We start from the raw sequence: 19,016 nt of genomic DNA on the forward strand, positions 1-19,016 counted from the left end.
TTACTACAGGAGGACTTATGGCAGCAACACTGGAGAAAATTAATATTAATGGAGTGGAAGTTCCTGTAATTTATGAAGAATCTAAGCTTGTACCAGCTTTCAATTTGAAGTTAATTTTCACAAATGGCGGAGAATTAGGTACATTTATGTCAAGCAAAAAAGATTACGCATCGTCAATTACAGACTTGGGTTCAGCCATATTAGAAGAAGGCACAAAGCAGTTAGGAAGTGTGAAATTTGCACAAGAATTAGAAGAACGTTCCATTACCTTAAGTAGCGATAGTGGGAGAGAGAGTCTTTCTATTTCTCTTTCAGCGTTAAAAGAAGATATGGGAGACGCTTTAGGATATTTAGATGCTTTATTACGTTCTCCTAACCTCACCCCTAAAGCTTTAAATAAGGTAAAAGAAGATGCGATTGCAAATATCTTACAGAAAGAGGCGGATTTTGATGAAATTGCCAATGATGAATTGACAAAAATTCTTTTTAAAGGAACACCATGTGCCTATATTCCAACGCAAAAAAGCATACAGAAAGTGACGCTCAAAGATATTGAAGAATATTATAAGCGTCATATTGTCCTTAGTGGATTAGTGATTCTCGCTGGAGGTGATGTTAGCTTTAAGGAATTTGAAAAACGTATTCAACCAATTTTATCAAATTTCAAAAAGGGCAATACCTACCCTATTCAAAAATGTACTCTCGCCCAAACCAAAGAGAATATAATTACTAAAAAACCTACAGAGCAAGCCTATGTTTATTTTGGATCACCGCTCACTATTCAAGATTACGCAAAAGAGGCATATAAAATGCGTGTGGCAGCTTTCGTTCTTGGTGCAGGGGGCTTTGGTAGTCGCCTCTTAGAGGAAGTGCGCGTAAAAAGAGGGCTTGCTTATTCAGCTTATTGGCATGCCTACAATACGAAATCAGCTACTTACGGTTTAGGTTACCTACAAACGAAACTTGACAACAAAGATGAGGCGATTCAGGTTGTCAAAGAAGTGATTTCAGATTTTATTCAAAAAGGAATAACGCAAGAAGAGTTAGATGCGGCTAAAAAATTCTTGCTTGGTAGCGAACCTTTACGCAACGAAACCCTTTCACAACGCCTCTCAAAAGCCTATAATGCGTACTATTTTGGGCAACCCTTAGATTTTGGCATACAAGAACTTGCAAATATCGAACGATTGCAATTAGAAGACATCAATGCTTATATCAAGCAACATCGCGAAATATTAGATTTAAGTTTCTCTATCGTTGAAAAATAGCTGGAGGTGAATGCATAATATTTGCATTCACAAATAAATACTTCCTAAATTCCATTCGCTCGCTTGTTCTTAATAATTTTAATCATATTGTGGGCAATTTCTTGAACTAGATCAATTCTTGTTGCAAAACTCACACACCCTACTTTAAGACGATTTAAAATATAATGTTCACCGTGTGGGATAAAATCTGCAGACCAAATGGGCGGAATTTCTCCGTTTGCCAACTTTAAACAAATCTCTGGAATTTTAGCCTTCAAAGTCTTGATTAGCGTTCGATGAGAATCCAAAAATTCATAACGATACTGTGCTCCCATAAACAGACTCGTCCCAAACATTCCTTTTGCAGGAATTTTACATAAAATTTCACAAGGAGTATCATAATTAATCAGCACCGATAATTCACCTCTAGCAATATCTGCCAAAAAAGGCAAATCAAGAATCGCCTTTGTTTCGTCAATATAAGTTGAATAACCTTCTAAAAAATCTCCCAGTGCAAGAGTTCGTAACTGATGCTCCTTAGCAGAAAAAATCTCAATCATATCACTTAATTTAACCTTATCTTCTAATCCTTTATTTTCAAGAGTACGTACCCTCCAAATCCCCTCACTGCCAAAAGAGGGCTTTAAAACACGTTCAGAAGTAACAAGAGAATAAGGAAAAGAATCTTTAAAACGTTCTTTATTGCCATACCCATAAGAATCTTCCGCAACAAGACCGTTTGATATTAACTTTAGCAAAGAATCCCGACGCGAAAATTCTTCAATTACATTAGGAGCAATAACTCCAAAAACACCTACCCTTTCAAGACTTCTAAGCAACTCTAAATAGCTTTCTCGCTCTAGAGGATATAAATTCTCCAATTCAATGCGTGAAAAATATCCACTTGCACTCTTAGAAATAGATTCAAACAATTCTTCTTTTTGGGAAACCTCAAAAACCTTAACTTCACCTTCCCAACCTTTACTTCTTAATGCCTCAAGAAGGGCTTCACGCTCAATTCTATCTCTTCCTTCAACTTGTTTACATGCTTCAAAAATAATCATTTTTTGCATTAAAATCCTTCTTTACTCAATAAGTCTTTTAGTCGAATGGGCATAAAATCTGTTTTATCAATACAAGCATTCACGCAACGATTGTCAAAAGTATCATGGCTATGCGTATGCCCATGTATATTCATTGCACATTGGGAAATTTCAAAAAGTTTCTCTAATATTTCTTTAATTGCAATAAAACGATTATCATTAGGGTAACGATCAAACAAAGGATAATGACTAAACAAAATCCGTATTCCACAAATATCCGCAACAACTGCACTCAAAAGAGATTGTTGTTCTATTGGCAAATTATTCAAAAAAAATTGCATTTGTTCCAAAATTTCCTGTTTTTGTGGAACGAGGAGGCACAACCCATGAATTATACAAAAATCACTCTGCTGAATCACTGAAAAATTTTGTTCTTTAATATCATGATTTCCTAAAATAAGATATTTATGTCCTTTTAATTTTTTTATATACTTTTTTCCTTTATCCCCAATTAAATCTCCCAAGTGTAAAAGAGTATCATTATCTTGAATAAGGTTATTCCAACGTTTCCTTAAACGTTTAAATACCTCTTTTTTGGAAGAAAGGTCATCAAAGCGATGTGGTTCTTTTTCTAAAATCTTCTGATGGCCAAAATGTGTATCAGAAACAATAAAAGTATTTTCGTCAAAAGCCATATTTTGCACTTTCATTTTATCGCCTCTGAACATTCTTGGTTTGGTGGCTGACAAGGGACAGTAATCTGAAAATAAGCCCCCTGATTCTTATTGAAAGCTCGAATTTTTCCATGCATACTCCGCTCAATAATCATCTTTGCTGTGGGTAGCCCAACCCCGCTCCCTTTCGCACCCTTTGTTGAAAAATAAGGGTCAAAAATATAAGGCAAATCAGCAGGACAAACGCCTCCGGCATTATCCAAAATACCAATTTCAACCGCTGAATTGCCCTCAACCTGCTGAATTGTAATATAAATCTCACCTAAAAAATCCGGCTGTTGCTGGATTTTTTCTTGAATTGCATCTTTTGCATTCTGAATTAACACCAAAAGGGCTTGTTTGAACTCATTAGAAAACCCATAAATCATCGTCGTTTGGCAAGTCTCATCATTAATGTTTATACGAATGCAACTCCTCATTAAAAATTGAGGCTCTAGCATAGCAACAACACTCTCTAAAACTTTCTTTGGACTAAAATATTTTGCCTGTTTTGAAGGGGAGAAAAAATCTCTAAAATCATTGATTGTTTGGCTCATAAAATCAATTTGTTGATAAATACGATTAATATAAGTCGTGCAACTTTCTTGGTCTAAAGAACCTTCACAAAACAATTCATGCAAACTAGAAATCTCCAAAGAAAGAACATTTAAGGGTTGTCGCCATTGATGTGCAATCACGCCAATCATCTCCCCCATGCTTGCCATTTTGCTTTGTTGCAACAACAATGCACGATCCTTTTCTCTTTCCTTTTCTAACACCAGTCGTTCACTAATATCGCGAACAGCAAGATAGATATTACGTTGGTTGTCGCAAATAAAGAGTTGCCCACAAATTTCAACTGAAAAAGGTATTTGGCTTTGCTGATTAATAATAGTTGCATTAATAAAAAGATTATCATTTGGTTGAATATGATGTAATTTTTCTGAAACATCTCCTCTTTCTTTCTCTGGAATTAACTGCAAAAAATTAACACCTTGTATATCTTTCAATCCCACGATTTGCAATGCAATATGATTAGCTTCTAATATATTCCCACATTCTCTATTCTCATCATTTCTGGCAGTCAAAATAAAAATTCCATCATAGCCTATATGGAAAAGTTGCCGATAACGTCTTTCGCTTGTCAAACGTACGCGAATCTCATTTTGCATAACAGATTCCAACTCGTCAAATAAAGATTCTAAATTATGAATTTGCTCATTTTTATCCAAAAGTCGAAAAACCTCCATCTTCTCATTAAAAAACAAGGCGATAAAGAGATTATTATAAATTTTTTTTAACTGGACAACAACTTGTTCGGTCTGGTATTGCAAGGACATTGGAGAGCAGATAATATCATTCCCTTCCTTCTGCATTGCATTCTTTAAAGAAGCAAAATGAGTAAAAAGATTTTTTAAGAATGGTGATGACTGATGAATGGATTTAGCCTCTAAATAAAAAAATGACAAAAATTCACTATTATAAGCGACTACCTTAAAGTTATCGTCAGGCGAGTCACTAAAACAAAAAATTGGAATAGGAAAAGACTGAAGAACAGCAACTAATTCTTCTTGAGTATGTTGAGAAAACTGATAATTTTGATTCACCTCTCCTCCTTAAAATGAGGTTATCGTGAGATGCAAGATCAACGATAAACTAATAGGCATACCTCCAAATATTCTACTCTAAATTTTCTTTAAAAATCGTTAATATTCTCAAATTTCTTTATGTTCAAATTTATATTCAAAGAAAAAATTATATAATATTTTAAGGCTACCGTGTTATAATGACAACATTAAGCTGATACTTGAAGGCTTAATATTAAGGGCTATCCTGAATAGGGAAGCATATTTTCTATTGATTAAATAAAGAATATGTTGTTATATTTTGGCTAGTTTCTTAAAAACTTAAAAATTGGGGGTTTTCTTATGGATAGTATGCGAAAATTAGATAAGCTTGAAAAAGCGACGCATTTTAATCGTAGCGACTTCTTCAAGCTTAGTTTTGCTATTCTTTTCATTCTTTTAACCGCTATCATCGCCCTTTATTACTCTTCATCGATTGACCATGGAATTTATATTCTTATTGTCGCTACGATGGTGGGAGGATATATGGCTATCAATATCGGTGCAAACGATGTCGCAAATAATGTTGGACCAGCTGTTGGTTCTAAAGCATTAACTATGGGGGGTGCGATTTTAATTGCTGCCATCTGTGAAGCAGGAGGAGCGATTATCGCTGGTGGAGATGTTGTAGATACAATTCGTTCTGGAATTGTATCGCCTACTATTGCCACAGACCAAGAGACTTTCATTAACATTATGTTAGCCGCTCTCATTTCTGGGGCTATATGGTTACACCTTGCTACTGCTGTAGGTGCTCCTGTTTCAACAACGCATTCTATTGTAGGCGGCATTCTTGGTGCAGGGATCATGGCTGGTGGCTTTGATATTGTTAATTGGGGCGAAATGGGTAAAATCGTTTCTAGTTGGGTGATTTCACCTTTACTGGGTGGAGGAATTGCAGCAGCATTCTTATTTTTCATTAAACGGACAATCACCTATAAAGAAGATAAGCTCAAAGCAGCAAAGACGGTTGTACCACTTTTACTTTTTGTAATGAGTGCTGCTTTTTCTATGTATATGATTAGCAAGGGCTTAAAGAAAGTCATTACACTTTCACTACCAATGTCGATTGCCGTTTCTCTTGTTATAGGCATTGTTGTTTTCTTGATTTGTCGCCCTCTTATTGCTATGGCAGCCTCTAAAATGGATAACACAAAGGAAGAGGTTGGAAAATTCTTCACAATACCACTTATTTTTGCTGCCGCTCTTCTGAGTTTTGCACATGGCACAAATGATGTTGCAAATGCTATTGGGCCATTGGCAGCCATCAATGACACACTCAAAAGTATCGAAACTGGTATTGCAACAGATGCTAAGGCGACTGTACCACTTTGGATTATGATTGTAGGAGGTTTTGGGATTTCGCTAGGGCTTGCCCTTTATGGACCAAAATTAATTCGCACAGTAGGAAGTGAAATAACCGACCTCGACCAAGTGCGTGCATTTTGCGTTGCAATGAGTGCTGCTGTTACAGTTCTTGTCGCTTCTGCTTTAGGGCTTCCTGTTAGCTCTACCCATATTGCTGTGGGTGCAGTTTTTGGCGTTGGGTTTTTACGAGAAGGGATCAAGAAACATTATTATGAGATCGAACAGAATATCATTATTGCACATGATGGAGTTGAAACACAGAAAATCAACACATTCTTGGCTGAATTCCGCAAAGCACCTTTGGCAAGAAAACAGTTAATCCTAAAAGGCTTAAAGCAACGTAGAGAATCAGAAGAAGCGTTGGCTGCTGCTGGTGTTGTTGTCGGAACAGATGATGGACTCCAACTTACAAAAATGAGTGAATTACCGACTCTTTCTAAAAAAGATCAAAAACAACTCAAAAAAGCCTATAAAGAAGAGCTTGTTAAACGTTCTGCATTCAATAAAATTGTTGCAACTTGGCTAATCACCGTTCCTGCAGCTGCCATTCTTAGTGGACTTACATTCTTGTTGCTAAGATGGGCACAAACTTTAGGGTAAAAAAATCTCTCAACCGCTGATAGGCTTAATAAGGCGGTTGAGCCATTCCCTATGCATAAAAATCCCACCCTTACTTTCCAGCATTTACTCTTGATTTACTGTAGCTTTCTATAATTCCACCATCTCAATCGAATGGAGAGATTGAGAGAAGAGAGAAATCTCTTTTTTGGTTTTGTATTTAATTTGCTAAGGCTAGAGGATACCCCCAAAAATATCCCAACACCCCATCTAGCCTTAGTCTTGAGATGCAACCAAGCCTGTTCTTTAAGCATTGTTTATATGCCTAATTTAATGATTTAGATTAGGAGTTGTGTGATAGCAATTTTAGACGGGTGTCTCCAAAGGTGTCTTGACAGAGGGATCTATAGCATCAATCTGTTTGAGGAATACCTCATTAACTGTTCTTTTTAATTTTTGAATCGTAAAAGCAAGAAGGTCTTTGGAAGTGCGTTATAAATGGCTAAACCCCATAAACCAACCCAATTCCTTTAAGATAATGCAGAAATTGCCTTAAACCTCCTCCTTGTTGCACAGAAAGGACCTTTTATGCTGAAGATTCTTATGATAGAAGATGATTTAGAGCTGGCGGCTATTCTTAGTGAATACCTCGAAGGTCGCGGTATATCCGTGACCAGCTATGATGAACCCTACACTGGAATGAGTGCATTGAACACTCATCATTTTGACCTCCTTCTTTTAGATTTAACACTTCCCAATCTTGATGGGCTTGAGGTATGCAAAAGGGTAGCCAAAAGCAAAAACATCCCCATAATCATCTCGTCAGCACGAAGCGATATTAACGATAAAGTTCAGAGTTTGGAGTTTGGTGCTGACGATTATCTCCCTAAACCATATGACCCTGAGGAACTTGTTGCACGCATTCATAGTATTTTGAGACGTTACCAAAATAATTCAAGTGACAAAAAACAACAACAATCACAAAAAGTGTTTGAACTCAAAGAAAGTAATCGTGAAATTTTATACAAAGGAAAATCGCTAGATTTAACACGTGCAGAGTATGAAATTCTTGCCCATCTCATCAAACGCAATGGTGCAGCCATTTCACGCGAAGAAATTTCACTTAGCTCCCCCTCCATCAACCCAGAAAGCTCCAACAAAAGCATAGATGTCATCATTGGACGTCTGCGTACAAAGATTGAAGAAAATCCAAAAGAACCTAAGCATATTATTTCTGTCCGCGGAATTGGCTACCGCTTAGATAGTAACATTAAGTAGGAATCTAGGAATTGCGGTGAAAGGATACAATTCCATCTTTATTAAAGTAACGATTCTTTTTGCCTTTTCCCTAATAGGACTTGGTGCATTCTCTTTCTATTTTATTCGGATGCACGCCAACAATGAACATTTAGAAGCCCAACGCAAATATAATCAATTCATTGCAACAATAAACAAAATTATTTATTATGGTGGCAATCTCGCACTAATTGAAAAATATCTTAATGAACTTGACTTCCAAATGATTGATAATCAAAAAATTAAAGAAGAGTTATTTTCACAAGTTGCACCTAATTTTGGCGGAATTGTTGCTAAAATCCTTAACGATGAAGATAGCATTTACATTCTTGTTCAAACGCCAGAAAAAGCTACACTTTACAAAGATTCTTCCAAAGAATCTCGCAAAAACTCCTACATCCTTACTTTTATGGCTTTTTTTATCGTAATTGTTCTTTATATTCTTATCATCAAAAGCTTAATGCCGTTGAGAGGGTTACGCAAATCTATACGCAAATTTGCACAAGGCGAACAAAACATTTCTTGCGTTATTCCCCATAACGACGAAATTGGAGAATTGTCGCGTGAATTTGATAATGCGATTAAAAAAATTAGTGCTCTCAACCAATCTCGCCATTTATTTTTACGCACAATTATGCATGAACTAAAAACGCCTATTACAAAGGGAAGAATCGTTGCAGAAATGGTGGAAAACCAAACACAAAAGGAACGATTAATTTTTATCTTTATGCGTCTTAATTCTTTGATCGATGAATTTGCAAAAATTGAGGAAATGAGTTCAAAAAACTATAAAATTTCAAAGCAGGAGTACCCTTTTCAAGAAGTATTGGATTCTGTATTTAAGCAATTAATGAATGATTACAAACAAAATGAAAGTATTATTTATCCACAAGAAGATTTTATCGTTAAAGTTGATTTTGAAATGTTCTCGCTTGCACTCAAAAATCTTATTGATAATGCACTAAAATACAAAAGTGAGGGTAGTGTTATCATTGAAACTGATGCAAATTCTATCATTGTTAAAAATTATGGTCAACCCCTTTTGTATCCCATTAATGAATATTTTAAACCTTTTTTTAAGGATTCTAAGAATCCACATTCGCAAGGATTAGGGCTTGGTTTATATATCATTAAAAACACGCTTGAAGCACAAGGATTAAAATTCCAATATGCTTATCAAGACCAAATCCATCACTTTATCATTAAAGGTGCGATGGTTAAGCCTAAAAAACAAATCAACCACAAAAAAGGATAAATATGTTTAAACGATTCAGAACATTACGCCAAAACCCGCTCATAAGAGATTTAGTAACCGAAACAAGGCTATGTAAAAAAGATTTTATTTACCCCTTATTTGTTATTGAGGGGGAAAATATTAAAAATAGCATTGAATCAATGCCCGGAGTATTTGTGATGAGCATAGATTATCTCCTTAAAGAATGTGAAGAATTACTCAAACTCGGTGTTACAAATCTTTTACTCTTTGGTATTCCAAAAATTAAAGATAGTATCGGTTCTGCAGCATTATCAGAAGAATTTATTGTAGCAAAAAGTATTCTTGCGATAAAAAAATATTTTGGGGACGCATTTTTAATCTCCGCTGATTTATGCTTTTGTGAGTATACAGACCATGGGCATTGTGGCATTCTGGATGAAAAAGGGCATTTACACAATGATGCGACTTTAGAAATTCTTGCTAAACAAGCCCTGATTCTTGCAGAATCTGGGGTGGATATATTAGCTCCAAGCGGTATGCTTGATGGAATGATTCTTACATTAAAGCAGGTTTTAGAGAAAAGTAATTTTTCCCATATTCCCATCATGAGTTACTCAACCAAATTTGCAAGTGCCTATTATGGACCTTTTAGAGATGTTGCACAATCTACACCAAGTTTTGGCGACCGCAAAGGCTATCAACAAAATCCCGCCAATCGTAGAGAGGCAATTCTTGAGAGCCTCAATGACGAAAAAGAAGGTGCAGATATTTTAATGGTTAAACCAGCTTTAGCTTATTTAGATGTTGTGCGGGAAATACGCGAACACTCCTTACTACCTTTAGCAGTTTATAATGTGAGTGGCGAATATAGTCTCTTGAAGCTTGCACAAAAAGCCGGGATTCTTGACTATCAACGTACCTTATTAGAAACAATGGTAAGCTTTAAACGTGCGGGTGCTGATATTATCATTAGCTATCATACAAAGGAAATGTGTGAATTAGATTTGATCAATTAATGAGAATTAAATAAGTTAAAAGCTATTTTAGTTTAGAATTACAAGTCTTAATAAGGAGGGAAATTATGGATAAAATATTTTTATCTCCACCGGATATGGGTGGAAATGAGGAAAAATATGTTAAAGAAGTTTTTGAGAGCAATTATATTGCACCACTTGGAGCTTTCGTAGACCGCTTTGAAGAATCAATCAAAAATTATACGCATTCTTCTTGTGCACTTGCCTTAAGTAGTGGCACGGCGGCATTACACTTGGCTTTGCGTGTCAGTGGCATTCAACAAAATGACTTTGTTCTAGCTAGCAGCTTCACTTTTATTGGCTCTATTGCAGCAATTCTTTACGAAAAAGCTATTCCTGTTTTTGTCGATTGCGATGAATCTTGGAATCTCTCACCTACTCTCCTTAAAGAAGCCATCTCAAAGCTTAAAAAGCCTCCAAAAGCCTTAATTCTTACTCACCTATATGGGCAATGTGCAAAATTAGATGAAATTATCGAAATTTGCAAAAATGAAAATATTACTCTTATTGAGGATGCAGCTGAATCTTTGGGTGCTTTTTATCATCAGCAAAGCACAGGTACTTTTGGGGATTTTGGTGTGTTCTCTTTTAACGGTAATAAAATTATCACAACAAGTGGTGGTGGTATGCTTATTGCAAAAAATCAAGAAGCATTGCAAAAAGCAAGATTCTTAAGCACACAAGCAAAAGAACCTTTTCCTTATTACGAACATCAAGAATATGGCTACAATTATAGAATGAGCAATATTTGTGCTGCTATTGGTGTTGGACAAATGGAAGTTTTAGAACAAAGGGTATTAAAGAGACGACAAATTTTTGAGTGGTATCAAGAAGCCCTTAAGGAGTTTCAACTTCAATTTATGCCAGAATTGCCCAACACAAGAGGCAATCGTTGGTTAACAACACTCTGTTTACCTGAAAAGTGTAATCCCTTAGAGTTGGTAAAAATTTTTGAATCACAGAAAATTGAAGTACGTCCATTGTGGAAGCCTATGCACTTACAACCACTTTTCAAGGATGCATCCAGCTTTACTAATGGTAACTCAGAAAAATTGTTTAAGTCTGGAATCTGCCTTCCTAGTGGCACAAAGATGACTCAAAAGCAAGTATTCAAAGTCGTTGATATCTTAAAAGAAGTCATATGAAACGGGTTTTTTACTCTCGTTTTCTTGTCCGCTTATTGCGTCCTAGCAATTTTAAACGGACAACTTTTTTTGTCTTTGCAGATATTTTATTTTCTTATTTTACACTAACTTTTGCCTATAATTTGCGTTATAGCTTTGAAGTTCCTCTTGAGTTTACTGATGAAGTAAAAATTTCTTTTTTGCTATTAATTTTTTGTAAAATTATAGCTATTTTTTTATTTAAAATCTACCTTGTTCCATGGCGATTCTTTGGTTTAAGTGAAGCTTTAAAAATATTTTATGCCCACAGCGTTGCTTACAGCATCTGTGCATTGCTTTTTTATATTCTTGGCCTACTTGACCACATTCCTCTTAGTGTCATTATTATGGATTTTGTTATTTCCTCTATTACTCTTGGTTGTATGAGAATTTCTAAACGCATTTACATTGAAAATGTTCCGAGACAATCCCCCAGACCAACCCTTATATTTGGTGGTGGCACACAAGCAGCAAACATTATCAAGAGTGCTTTAAGTCGAGAAATTCCACACTACCCATTAGCTATCATTGATTATCGCAAAGCTTCTTGGGGAACATATATTGGGAATCTCAAAATACACCCCTTTAGCGAATGTCAAAATCTTATTGAAAAACATAAAATTACCAGTGCTATCCTTACAAAAGAATTTGCAAAACCACCACTAGAAGATATTTTTCAAAAACTTGACGCATTAGGTATTTTAGATATTAAAATTGCAACAACTTTAAGTGAAGAATCAAATGCAGATTCTCACTCTAAAGCACCATTGAAAGACATTTCCATTGAAGATTTACTTTCTCGCCCCATTAAGGACTTAGATAAAGATTTAATTTCACAATTTATCGCAGATAAAGTTGTATTAATTACCGGTGGTGGTGGTAGTATTGGGAGTGAAATTGCACGACAATGTAAAATTTTTGGTGCAAAAAAATTGATTTTGCTTGACCACAGTGAATATAATCTATACGCCATCATGGAAGAAATTGGAGAACAAGGCTTACCTGTGATGATGAGTATTCTTGAAAAAGAACGTCTGCAAGAAGTTCTTAATACTTATAAACCAGATATCCTACTCCACGCTGCCGCTTATAAGCATGTTCCTTTGTGTGAGGCAAATATCTTGAGTGCGATTGAAAATAATATTCTTGGTAGTAAAAATGTTATTGATTGTGCTATTCAAGCAGAAATTCCTAAAATCGTCATCATTTCAACAGATAAAGCCGTCCGTCCCACCAATGTAATGGGTGCAACAAAGCGTACAGTAGAACTCTACGCACAAAATATTGATTCTAAAAAAAGTGAGGTTGTCGCTGTACGCTTTGGGAATGTGCTAGGTAGCAGTGGAAGTGTTGTGCCAAAATTCAAAGCCCAAATTGAATCCGGAGGACCCATCACCGTAACGCACCCTGATATTACGCGTTATTTTATGTTGATTCCAGAAGCTTGTCGTTTAGTTTTGCAGGCAGCCTCCATCGCTGAAGGAGGAGAAATTTTTATTCTTGATATGGGTTCCCCTGTTAAGATTGTTGATTTAGCAAAAAATATGCTCAAACTTTATCGCAAAGAAAATGAGGTAGAAATTATTTTTAGCGGTTTAAGACCCGGTGAAAAGCTCTACGAAGAATTATTAATTGATGATTCAGAAGCAAAAACACAATATGATTCCATCCACGTTGCACGTCCAACGCCCTATTCTATTCAGCTATTGGAACAAAAAATACAAGAATTGCTGACTTGTAAAGATAAAATCGCGAAACTCAAGGAAATTGTTGTTGAGTTCAACCATCAGGAAAACAAAGAAGGAAAACCTAATGTCTGAAGAAGAATTACCACTTATTACACTTTTGCACCACACACCCTTGCATATTTGTTCCCATGCAACACGAACTTGCTGGCAAAGCTTTGCAAAAGGGGATAATGGCGGGGAGATTGATTGTGAGCTTATCGATAGAGTCGGTAATCAATATCGACACTCAAGCACGCTCGAACATCTTTACTATAATTTTTACATTCAAGGTATTAGCAGAACGTGTTTACAAGAATTAGCACGGCATCGAATTGCTTCTTTAAGTGTAAAATCTACGCGTTACACCTTAAAGGAACTTAAGCAAGAGTCAAGCTTTTTACCCATCAATTCCATAAATATTCAGAGGGCAAAACAATTCATCATTTTTACGGAAAATCAAAAAGTGAATGAAGCAAGCATCCATGCATTGGAACAACTAAGGGGCTTATTATCTGATGGCATCAGTAATGATTTAGCAAAATTTGCAATGCCTGAATGCTATCGCACTGAACTTACATGGAGCGTGAACGCAAGGAGCTTACAAAATTTTTTCACATTGCGTTCTAGCAAAAAGGCATTATGGGAAATACGACGATTAGCTTTCAGTATCTATAAAGCTTTACCAAAAGAACATTTATTTATCTTTAAGCGATGTATGGAGGTTACAGAATGAAATTATTTGGGACAGATGGAGTCAGAGGCAAAGCGGGTGAAAAGATTAGTGTTTTCACCTCCTTAAAAATGGGACTTGCAGCAGGGATTTATTTTCGCAAAAATTCTAAAACTAACAAGATTCTTGTAGGCAAAGATACACGTCGCAGCGGGTATATGATTGAAAATGCAATTGTAAGTGGCTTAACTGCTGTAGGTTATAATGTCATTCAAATTGGTCCTATGCCAACCCCCACCATTGCATACTTAACAGAAGATATGCGTTGCGATGCAGGAATTATGATTAGTGCAAGCCACAATCCTTATGATGATAATGGCATTAAATTCTTTGACCCTAACGGATTCAAACTTGATGAAAGTGCAGAATGTGAGATTGAAAAAATTTTCCATGATGACACCCTTTTAGAAAAATCCCAAAAAATGGGTAAGGAGATTGGTAGCTCTAAACGCATTGATGATGTCATTGGACGCTATATTGTACATATTAAAAATTCTTTCTCCAAAGAACTATCACTCATTGGTATTAGAATTGTACTTGATGTAGCCAATGGTGCAGCATATAAAGTAGCCCCAACGATTTTTAGTGAACTAGGTGCAGAAGTATTTGTAATCAACGATAAGCCAAATGGTTACAATATCAACGAAAATTGCGGTGCAACACAACCGCAAATGTTGGCAAAAGAAGTTAAGCGTGTACGTGCTGATATTGGTTTTGCGCTTGATGGAGATGCAGACAGGCTCGTTGTAGTAGACAATAAAGGTGAAATTATTGATGGAGACCAACTCATTGGTGCTTTAAGCACACACCTAAAACGGACTAATGCCCTCACAAAACCTGCCATTGTTGCCACACAAATGAGCAATCTTGGGCTAGAAGAATATCTTAAAAAAACACTTAAATTGAATCTTTTACGTTGCAATGTAGGCGATAAATATGTGCTTGAATTAATGCAAAAAGAGGGTGTTAATTTTGGCGGTGAGCAGAGTGGACACATCATTTTGAGTGATTTTGCAAAAACAGGAGATGGATTACTTTCAGCATTACAAGTTATCGCCTTTGTGCTTAAAAGCAATAAAAGTAGTGCAGAAGCCTTAAAACTATTTGAACTCTATCCGCAACGACTTATGAATTTGAACATTTCTAAAAAACGCAATCTTGATGAAATTGATGGCTTAAAAGATTTAACAAGTGAAATTGAAAAGCAACATATGCGACACCTTATTCGCTATTCTGGAACAGAAAACAAATTAAGAATTCTTCTGGAAGGGAACGATTTAAGTATTCTAGAAGAATATCTTAAAAAACTTGAAGATTTATTTAAAAAGGCATTAATCTAGTGGTAATCAATAAGAATTTTATCAAAGCGACAAGCATTGCCTTTGTGGTTTTTGTCATCGACCAAGCCATTAAATATTGGGCCGTTTATACAAATGTCAACATTGAAGCCACCCCCATTTCTTTAGTTCTTGCTTACAACAAAGGCGTTGCATTCTCAATGTTTGCTGGGCTTGAAGGTTGGCTAAAATATTTGCAAATTCTTCTTATGTTACTCATTGCAACTTATCTCTACAAGAATCCTAACCTATTCAATGCCCACTATTTGCCCATCGGCATTCTCTTTGGTGCAGCATTTGGAAATATTATTGATCGCTTTATTCATATCGGTGTCGTGGATTATATTTTTTGGCACTATCTCTTTGAATTTGCTATTTTCAATTTTGCGGATATAATGATTAACTTTGCTGTGCTACTGATTCTTTATCAAAGCTTTTTCAAGAAGGCTTAAAATTTTTTCTGGTATAATTGCAACTCCTTTCGTTATTGGTCGCGTAGCTCAGTTGGTAGAGCACTACCTTGACATGGTAGTGGTCGTTGGTTCAAGTCCAATCGTGGCCACCATTCTTTGTTTTACTTATTCAGCCTTTTATATTCCTTAGGTATATTAGTTAGGCTTTAGCCATTATTTAGCTTCCCTTTTTCTTGGTTCGCCTGATAAACATAGGCAAGAACTTCAGCAACAGCCGCAAACATAGCTTCTGGGATAACTTCCTCAATATCTACAGACTTATATAACTCGCGTGCCAAAGATGGATTCTCAACAATCGGCACATCATTTTCAAATGCAATGTCCTTGATTCTTGTTGCAAGATGGTCGACTCCCTTTGCAACCACACGTGGAGCAGATTCTTGAGCCTGGTCAAATCGCAAAGCGACTGCATAATGTGTTGGATTTGTAATAACAACGCTTGCACCTGGTACAGCTTGAGACATACGTTTGCGTGACGCTTGAAACATCAAAGAACGAATTTTACCCTTAATTTCCGGATTTCCTTCTTGTTGCTTGAATTCATCTTTTACCTCTTGCTTTGTCATCTTAAGGCTCTTATAATAACGTCTTCGCTTAATCACATAATCAATAGCACTCATCAAAAAGAAAAAAAGCAACAAAATAGCCACAAGAATAATCGCTTTATCTCGCAACCAACGCATTTGGTCATAAAGGGGAAGTAAAGCAACAGTTGTCAATTCACCAATAAACCAAGAAAAAACCCAAAAACCAATGCCAAAAGCAGCCAACACCTTGACTGTAAGCAAAAAACCATCAACCAATTTTTTAATAGAAAATAAATTCTTAAATCCACTGACAGGATTGATTTTTGCAAGATTAAATTTAATTGCTTTAGAAGTAAGCAAAAAACCAAACTGCCCAACATTACTCGCCACTGCAACAATCATCAACCCTGCAAAAAATGGTGCAATAATGAAAAATAATTCTTGAATAAAACGCAATGTAATCGAAACAACATTAGCTGCTGTCATCTCTACGCTAAACAAACTCATAGAAAAATGATAAATATCCATACAGCGGTCAACAACATATGTAAAGAGAACATAAAGTAAAATAAAACCAACCACCAAACCAAAAAAGCCCACAACTTCCGGACTTTTAGGAACATTTCCCTCTTCTCTTGCTTTCTCTATTTTTTTCGCTGAAGGTTCTTCTGTTTTCTCTTCTTCATCAGCCATACTATGCTCCAAAATCCCTTAAAATTGCTTGATACTCTTCTTTTGTGTTTGCGTTTTGAAAAAATTTAACCTCATCGCATTCAAGGTATTTTATCCAAATAAACCTTTCAGCTTCACTAATTTTTAAAATATTATTTTTAAGCATACGGTATAATCCAGAAAGTGATTTTTTTGTATAAATACCAAGCAAGGAATGAATATGACTAGAATCTTTAAAAACAAGTGCATCCACCCCCAGATTAGATTCAGCCCTAAAAGCTTCCTGTAGGGCTTGAATCTGTGCAAGACTTACAAGCGGGGTATCCACAGGAATAATAAAATTCTGTTCACAATTAGATTGCTCTAAAATACTACATAACCCGTTAATAGGACTTGAAATCTCTTGTAAATCCATAAAAATATTACTACCCCAAGAACCTTTGTAGTGCTTCTTTGATGACAAAAAAACTTCTGTAAAAAGCCTAGACTCTACAAGACGTTGATATTGATACTCTAACATGGTTTTTCCACCCAACTCTAAAAGTGCCTTATCCTGTCCCATACGCCTACTTTGCCCACCGCACAAAATCACCGCATTCATTATTCCTCCTTCAGCTAATCTCCTAAATAAAGAATCATTTTTAATAATATTTTTAGGGATATCACGCTATTTTACCAAAAATTTTACAAAGGATAAGAATGCTTCAAGATCGATTTGGTCGAGTCGTAAATTATTTACGCATTTCTATAACACAAAAATGTAATTTTCGTTGCCAATATTGTATGCCTAACACGCCTGATGATTTTTTTGATTCGCTTGAGGAAATTCCATTAAATGCTATGCTTAATTTTATTTATTTAATGATTGATGAGGGTATCCAAAAAATTCGCATCACGGGTGGCGAACCCTTATTGCGTAAGGATGTAGATGATTTTATTGCAAAAATTTATGCCTACTCCCCACAAGTCGATATTGCCCTTACGACAAATGGTTATTTTCTTCCTCACTACGCCCAAAGATTAAAAAATGCAGGACTCAAACGCATAAATATCTCCCTCGACACACTTAAGAAAGAAAAAGCAATCCTATTAAGCAAAAAAGATATATTAGAACAAACCCTAAGTGGGATTGAAGAGGCGTTGAAAGCTGGATTAAAAATTAAACTAAATATGGTGCCTCTAGTAGGGATAAATGATGACGAAATTTTAGAGATTTTAGAATTTGCAATACAAAAAGGAATTATGTTACGTTTTATTGAATTTATGGAGAACGAACATGCAAGTACAAAAATTAAGGGCTTAAGGGCAACTGATATTTTGAATATTATTCATTTGCGCTATGCCACACAAAAAAAAGAAAAAGAAAATTTTGGACCAGCATCCCTTTATGAAATTCCACAAAAAGCTACATTTGGCATTATCGCACCCCACGATCACCATTTTTGCGAAAGTTGCAACCGTATCCGCTTGAACTCTGAGGGCTTTATTATTCCTTGCCTTTATTTTGATGAAGCCATCAATCTAAAAGAAGCTATACTCAACAATGATCAACAAGAAATGAAAATGGGCGTACAAAAAGCTCTAAATAATAAGGCAGAGAAGAATCGATGGAGTGAGGTTTCAAGTGAAATTTCTAGTCGTGCATTCTATAAAACCGGCGGTTAAAATAAAACTTAAAACTTTACATTCACGCCAACCCCAGCCCCAACAGTAAAGGTTTTATTCATATCTAACGCAAGGGGGGCAATAGGGTGATTACTTTCCGCCTTACCAAGAATCATATGCCTTGCTTTAACTGCAAATTCTAACTCAATATGACGATTAGGAGTAAATAAAATACCGCCCTTAAGATTATACGCAATACCCTGAAAAGATAAATCGCTCTCTGCAGATTGATCATTGATTGTAAGATTTTCTTTATCTAAAGTCGTGAACGAATATCCCAGCCCACCTCCAAATAAAAGTTTCCAATAGGGCGTCAAAAAAGGTGTACGATTGTATTCAGCCATAAAACTATAATAATGCAGACCAGCCTTCTTATGGGCTGTTTCAATGGCTAAATAAAGCCGATTCTCTTTATCGGGCAAATACCCAAGCCGAATCTCTCCACCCATCAACATTTCTGAAAGATTATGCTTTTCGGTTGTAAGCCCAACAATCTCTAATTGACTTATTGAAAAAGCCTTCTGTATATCTATGCTTCCGCCAACCAACAACCAACCCTCAGCATACAAAGGTAAAATAAAACAACAGATTAAAAAAAGTTTTTTCAATACTATCATTAAAT

At 35.8% G+C, this 19,016-nt stretch carries 17 protein-coding genes and 1 tRNA gene; 12 read left to right on the forward strand and 6 right to left on the reverse strand.

The window, feature by feature from the left end; all coding sequences use genetic code 11:
- The first annotated feature begins 17 nt into the window (after nt 1-17).
- Entirely contained in the window at nt 18-1,268 is a 1,251-nt protein-coding gene (locus tag CCZ01_RS01630; RefSeq protein WP_112051542.1) for a M16 family metallopeptidase, read from the forward strand.
- A 44-nt stretch (nt 1,269-1,312) separates the two neighbouring features.
- On the opposite strand, the gene CCZ01_RS01635 is transcribed toward CCZ01_RS01630, so the two are convergent.
- From CCZ01_RS01635 to CCZ01_RS01645, 3 genes are read right to left on the reverse strand one after another with little or no spacing between them, the layout of a single operon-like run.
- Entirely contained in the window at nt 1,313-2,320 is a 1,008-nt protein-coding gene (locus CCZ01_RS01635; RefSeq protein WP_112051491.1) for a Cj0069 family protein, read from the reverse strand.
- A complete protein-coding gene (locus CCZ01_RS01640) occupies nt 2,320-3,000 on the reverse strand; it encodes a metallophosphoesterase (RefSeq protein WP_181566271.1) in 681 nt (226 codons plus the stop codon). The genes CCZ01_RS01635 and CCZ01_RS01640 overlap by 1 nt, the downstream gene beginning before the upstream one ends.
- Nucleotides 2,997-4,610 carry a sensor histidine kinase gene (locus CCZ01_RS01645; protein ID WP_112051493.1) on the reverse strand — a complete coding sequence of 538 codons (1,614 nt, stop codon included), beginning with the start codon at nt 4,608-4,610 and terminating at the stop codon, nt 2,997-2,999. The genes CCZ01_RS01640 and CCZ01_RS01645 overlap by 4 nt, the downstream gene beginning before the upstream one ends.
- A 321-nt stretch (nt 4,611-4,931) precedes the next feature.
- Between CCZ01_RS01645 and CCZ01_RS01650 the strand changes: the two genes are divergently transcribed.
- The 10 genes from CCZ01_RS01650 (at nt 4,932) to CCZ01_RS01695 (ending at nt 15,622) form a co-directional block, all read left to right on the forward strand.
- Entirely contained in the window at nt 4,932-6,596 is a 1,665-nt protein-coding gene (locus CCZ01_RS01650) for an inorganic phosphate transporter (RefSeq protein WP_112051494.1), read from the forward strand.
- Between the two features lie 546 nt (nt 6,597-7,142).
- Nucleotides 7,143-7,832, forward strand: a complete 690-nt coding sequence (locus tag CCZ01_RS01655; protein ID WP_112051495.1) for a response regulator transcription factor — start codon at nt 7,143-7,145, stop codon at nt 7,830-7,832.
- A gap of 16 nt (nt 7,833-7,848) precedes the next feature.
- Complete coding sequence (locus CCZ01_RS01660; protein WP_181566272.1) at nt 7,849-9,105, forward strand: ArsS family sensor histidine kinase; 1,257 nt, start codon at nt 7,849-7,851, stop codon at nt 9,103-9,105.
- 2 nt (nt 9,106-9,107) lie between these two features.
- Nucleotides 9,108-10,082: a porphobilinogen synthase gene (gene hemB / locus CCZ01_RS01665; protein WP_112051496.1), complete on the forward strand. Its 975-nt coding sequence runs from the start codon at nt 9,108-9,110 to the stop codon at nt 10,080-10,082.
- Between the two features lie 65 nt (nt 10,083-10,147).
- The gene (locus CCZ01_RS01670; protein WP_112051497.1) at nt 10,148-11,245 is read left to right on the forward strand and encodes an aminotransferase class V-fold PLP-dependent enzyme; all 1,098 of its coding nucleotides are present in this window, start codon (nt 10,148-10,150) and stop codon (nt 11,243-11,245) included.
- The gene (locus CCZ01_RS01675) at nt 11,242-13,083 is read left to right on the forward strand and encodes a polysaccharide biosynthesis protein (protein ID WP_112051498.1); all 1,842 of its coding nucleotides are present in this window, start codon (nt 11,242-11,244) and stop codon (nt 13,081-13,083) included. The genes CCZ01_RS01670 and CCZ01_RS01675 overlap by 4 nt, the downstream gene beginning before the upstream one ends.
- Nucleotides 13,076-13,723: an FAD-dependent thymidylate synthase gene (gene thyX, locus CCZ01_RS01680; RefSeq protein ID WP_112051499.1), complete on the forward strand. Its 648-nt coding sequence runs from the start codon at nt 13,076-13,078 to the stop codon at nt 13,721-13,723. The genes CCZ01_RS01675 and thyX overlap by 8 nt, the downstream gene beginning before the upstream one ends.
- Nucleotides 13,720-15,060, forward strand: coding sequence for a phosphoglucosamine mutase (gene glmM, locus CCZ01_RS01685; RefSeq protein WP_112051500.1), 1,341 nt, complete (start codon nt 13,720-13,722; stop codon nt 15,058-15,060). Before thyX ends, glmM begins: the two co-directional genes overlap by 4 nt.
- Nucleotides 15,060-15,509 carry a signal peptidase II gene (gene lspA, locus CCZ01_RS01690; protein ID WP_458692854.1) on the forward strand — a complete coding sequence of 150 codons (450 nt, stop codon included), beginning with the start codon at nt 15,060-15,062 and terminating at the stop codon, nt 15,507-15,509. Before glmM ends, lspA begins: the two co-directional genes overlap by 1 nt.
- A gap of 37 nt (nt 15,510-15,546) precedes the next feature.
- Nucleotides 15,547-15,622, forward strand: a tRNA-Val gene (locus CCZ01_RS01695).
- A 54-nt stretch (nt 15,623-15,676) separates the two neighbouring features.
- Here CCZ01_RS01695 and flhB read toward each other — a convergent pair.
- Together flhB and mobA are read right to left on the reverse strand one after the other, a co-directional pair.
- The gene (flhB, locus tag CCZ01_RS01700; protein WP_112051501.1) at nt 15,677-16,750 is read right to left on the reverse strand and encodes a flagellar biosynthesis protein FlhB; all 1,074 of its coding nucleotides are present in this window, start codon (nt 16,748-16,750) and stop codon (nt 15,677-15,679) included.
- A 1-nt stretch (nt 16,751) separates the two neighbouring features.
- A complete protein-coding gene (mobA, locus tag CCZ01_RS01705) occupies nt 16,752-17,330 on the reverse strand; it encodes a molybdenum cofactor guanylyltransferase (RefSeq protein ID WP_112051502.1) in 579 nt (192 codons plus the stop codon).
- 98 nt (nt 17,331-17,428) lie between these two features.
- Here mobA and moaA point away from each other — a divergent pair, with 98 nt between their 5' ends.
- Complete coding sequence (gene moaA, locus CCZ01_RS01710; RefSeq protein ID WP_112051503.1) at nt 17,429-18,394, forward strand: GTP 3',8-cyclase MoaA; 966 nt, start codon at nt 17,429-17,431, stop codon at nt 18,392-18,394.
- A gap of 8 nt (nt 18,395-18,402) precedes the next feature.
- Here the strand turns inward: moaA and CCZ01_RS01715 are convergent, their stop codons facing one another.
- On the reverse strand, nt 18,403-19,011 hold the full coding sequence (locus tag CCZ01_RS01715) for a hypothetical protein (RefSeq protein ID WP_112051504.1): 609 nt from the start codon (nt 19,009-19,011) through the stop codon (nt 18,403-18,405).
- Nucleotides 19,012-19,016 lie beyond the last annotated feature (5 nt).

The organism is Helicobacter monodelphidis (assembly GCF_003288845.1).
GTDB lineage: Bacteria > Campylobacterota > Campylobacteria > Campylobacterales > Helicobacteraceae > NHYN01.

Excerpts from the sequence above, each read along its gene's own strand:
- thyX (WP_112051499.1), top strand. The coding sequence starts at position 13,076 with ATGTCTGAAGAAGAATTACCACTTATTACACTTTTGCACCACACACCC.
- CCZ01_RS01655 (WP_112051495.1), top strand. The coding sequence starts at position 7,143 with ATGCTGAAGATTCTTATGATAGAAGATGATTTAGAGCTGGCGGCTATT.
- glmM (WP_112051500.1), top strand. The coding sequence starts at position 13,720 with ATGAAATTATTTGGGACAGATGGAGTCAGAGGCAAAGCGGGTGAAAAG.
- CCZ01_RS01650 (WP_112051494.1), top strand. The coding sequence starts at position 4,932 with ATGGATAGTATGCGAAAATTAGATAAGCTTGAAAAAGCGACGCATTTT.
- CCZ01_RS01630 (WP_112051542.1), top strand. The coding sequence starts at position 18 with ATGGCAGCAACACTGGAGAAAATTAATATTAATGGAGTGGAAGTTCCT.
- CCZ01_RS01640 (WP_181566271.1), bottom strand. The coding sequence starts at position 3,000 with ATGAAAGTGCAAAATATGGCTTTTGACGAAAATACTTTTATTGTTTCT.
- moaA (WP_112051503.1), top strand. The coding sequence starts at position 17,429 with ATGCTTCAAGATCGATTTGGTCGAGTCGTAAATTATTTACGCATTTCT.
- CCZ01_RS01675 (WP_112051498.1), top strand. The coding sequence starts at position 11,242 with ATGAAACGGGTTTTTTACTCTCGTTTTCTTGTCCGCTTATTGCGTCCT.
- CCZ01_RS01635 (WP_112051491.1), bottom strand. The coding sequence starts at position 2,320 with ATGCAAAAAATGATTATTTTTGAAGCATGTAAACAAGTTGAAGGAAGA.
- mobA (WP_112051502.1), bottom strand. The coding sequence starts at position 17,330 with ATGAATGCGGTGATTTTGTGCGGTGGGCAAAGTAGGCGTATGGGACAG.
- flhB (WP_112051501.1), bottom strand. The coding sequence starts at position 16,750 with ATGGCTGATGAAGAAGAGAAAACAGAAGAACCTTCAGCGAAAAAAATA.
- CCZ01_RS01715 (WP_112051504.1), bottom strand. The coding sequence starts at position 19,011 with ATGATAGTATTGAAAAAACTTTTTTTAATCTGTTGTTTTATTTTACCT.
- hemB (WP_112051496.1), top strand. The coding sequence starts at position 9,108 with ATGTTTAAACGATTCAGAACATTACGCCAAAACCCGCTCATAAGAGAT.
- CCZ01_RS01670 (WP_112051497.1), top strand. The coding sequence starts at position 10,148 with ATGGATAAAATATTTTTATCTCCACCGGATATGGGTGGAAATGAGGAA.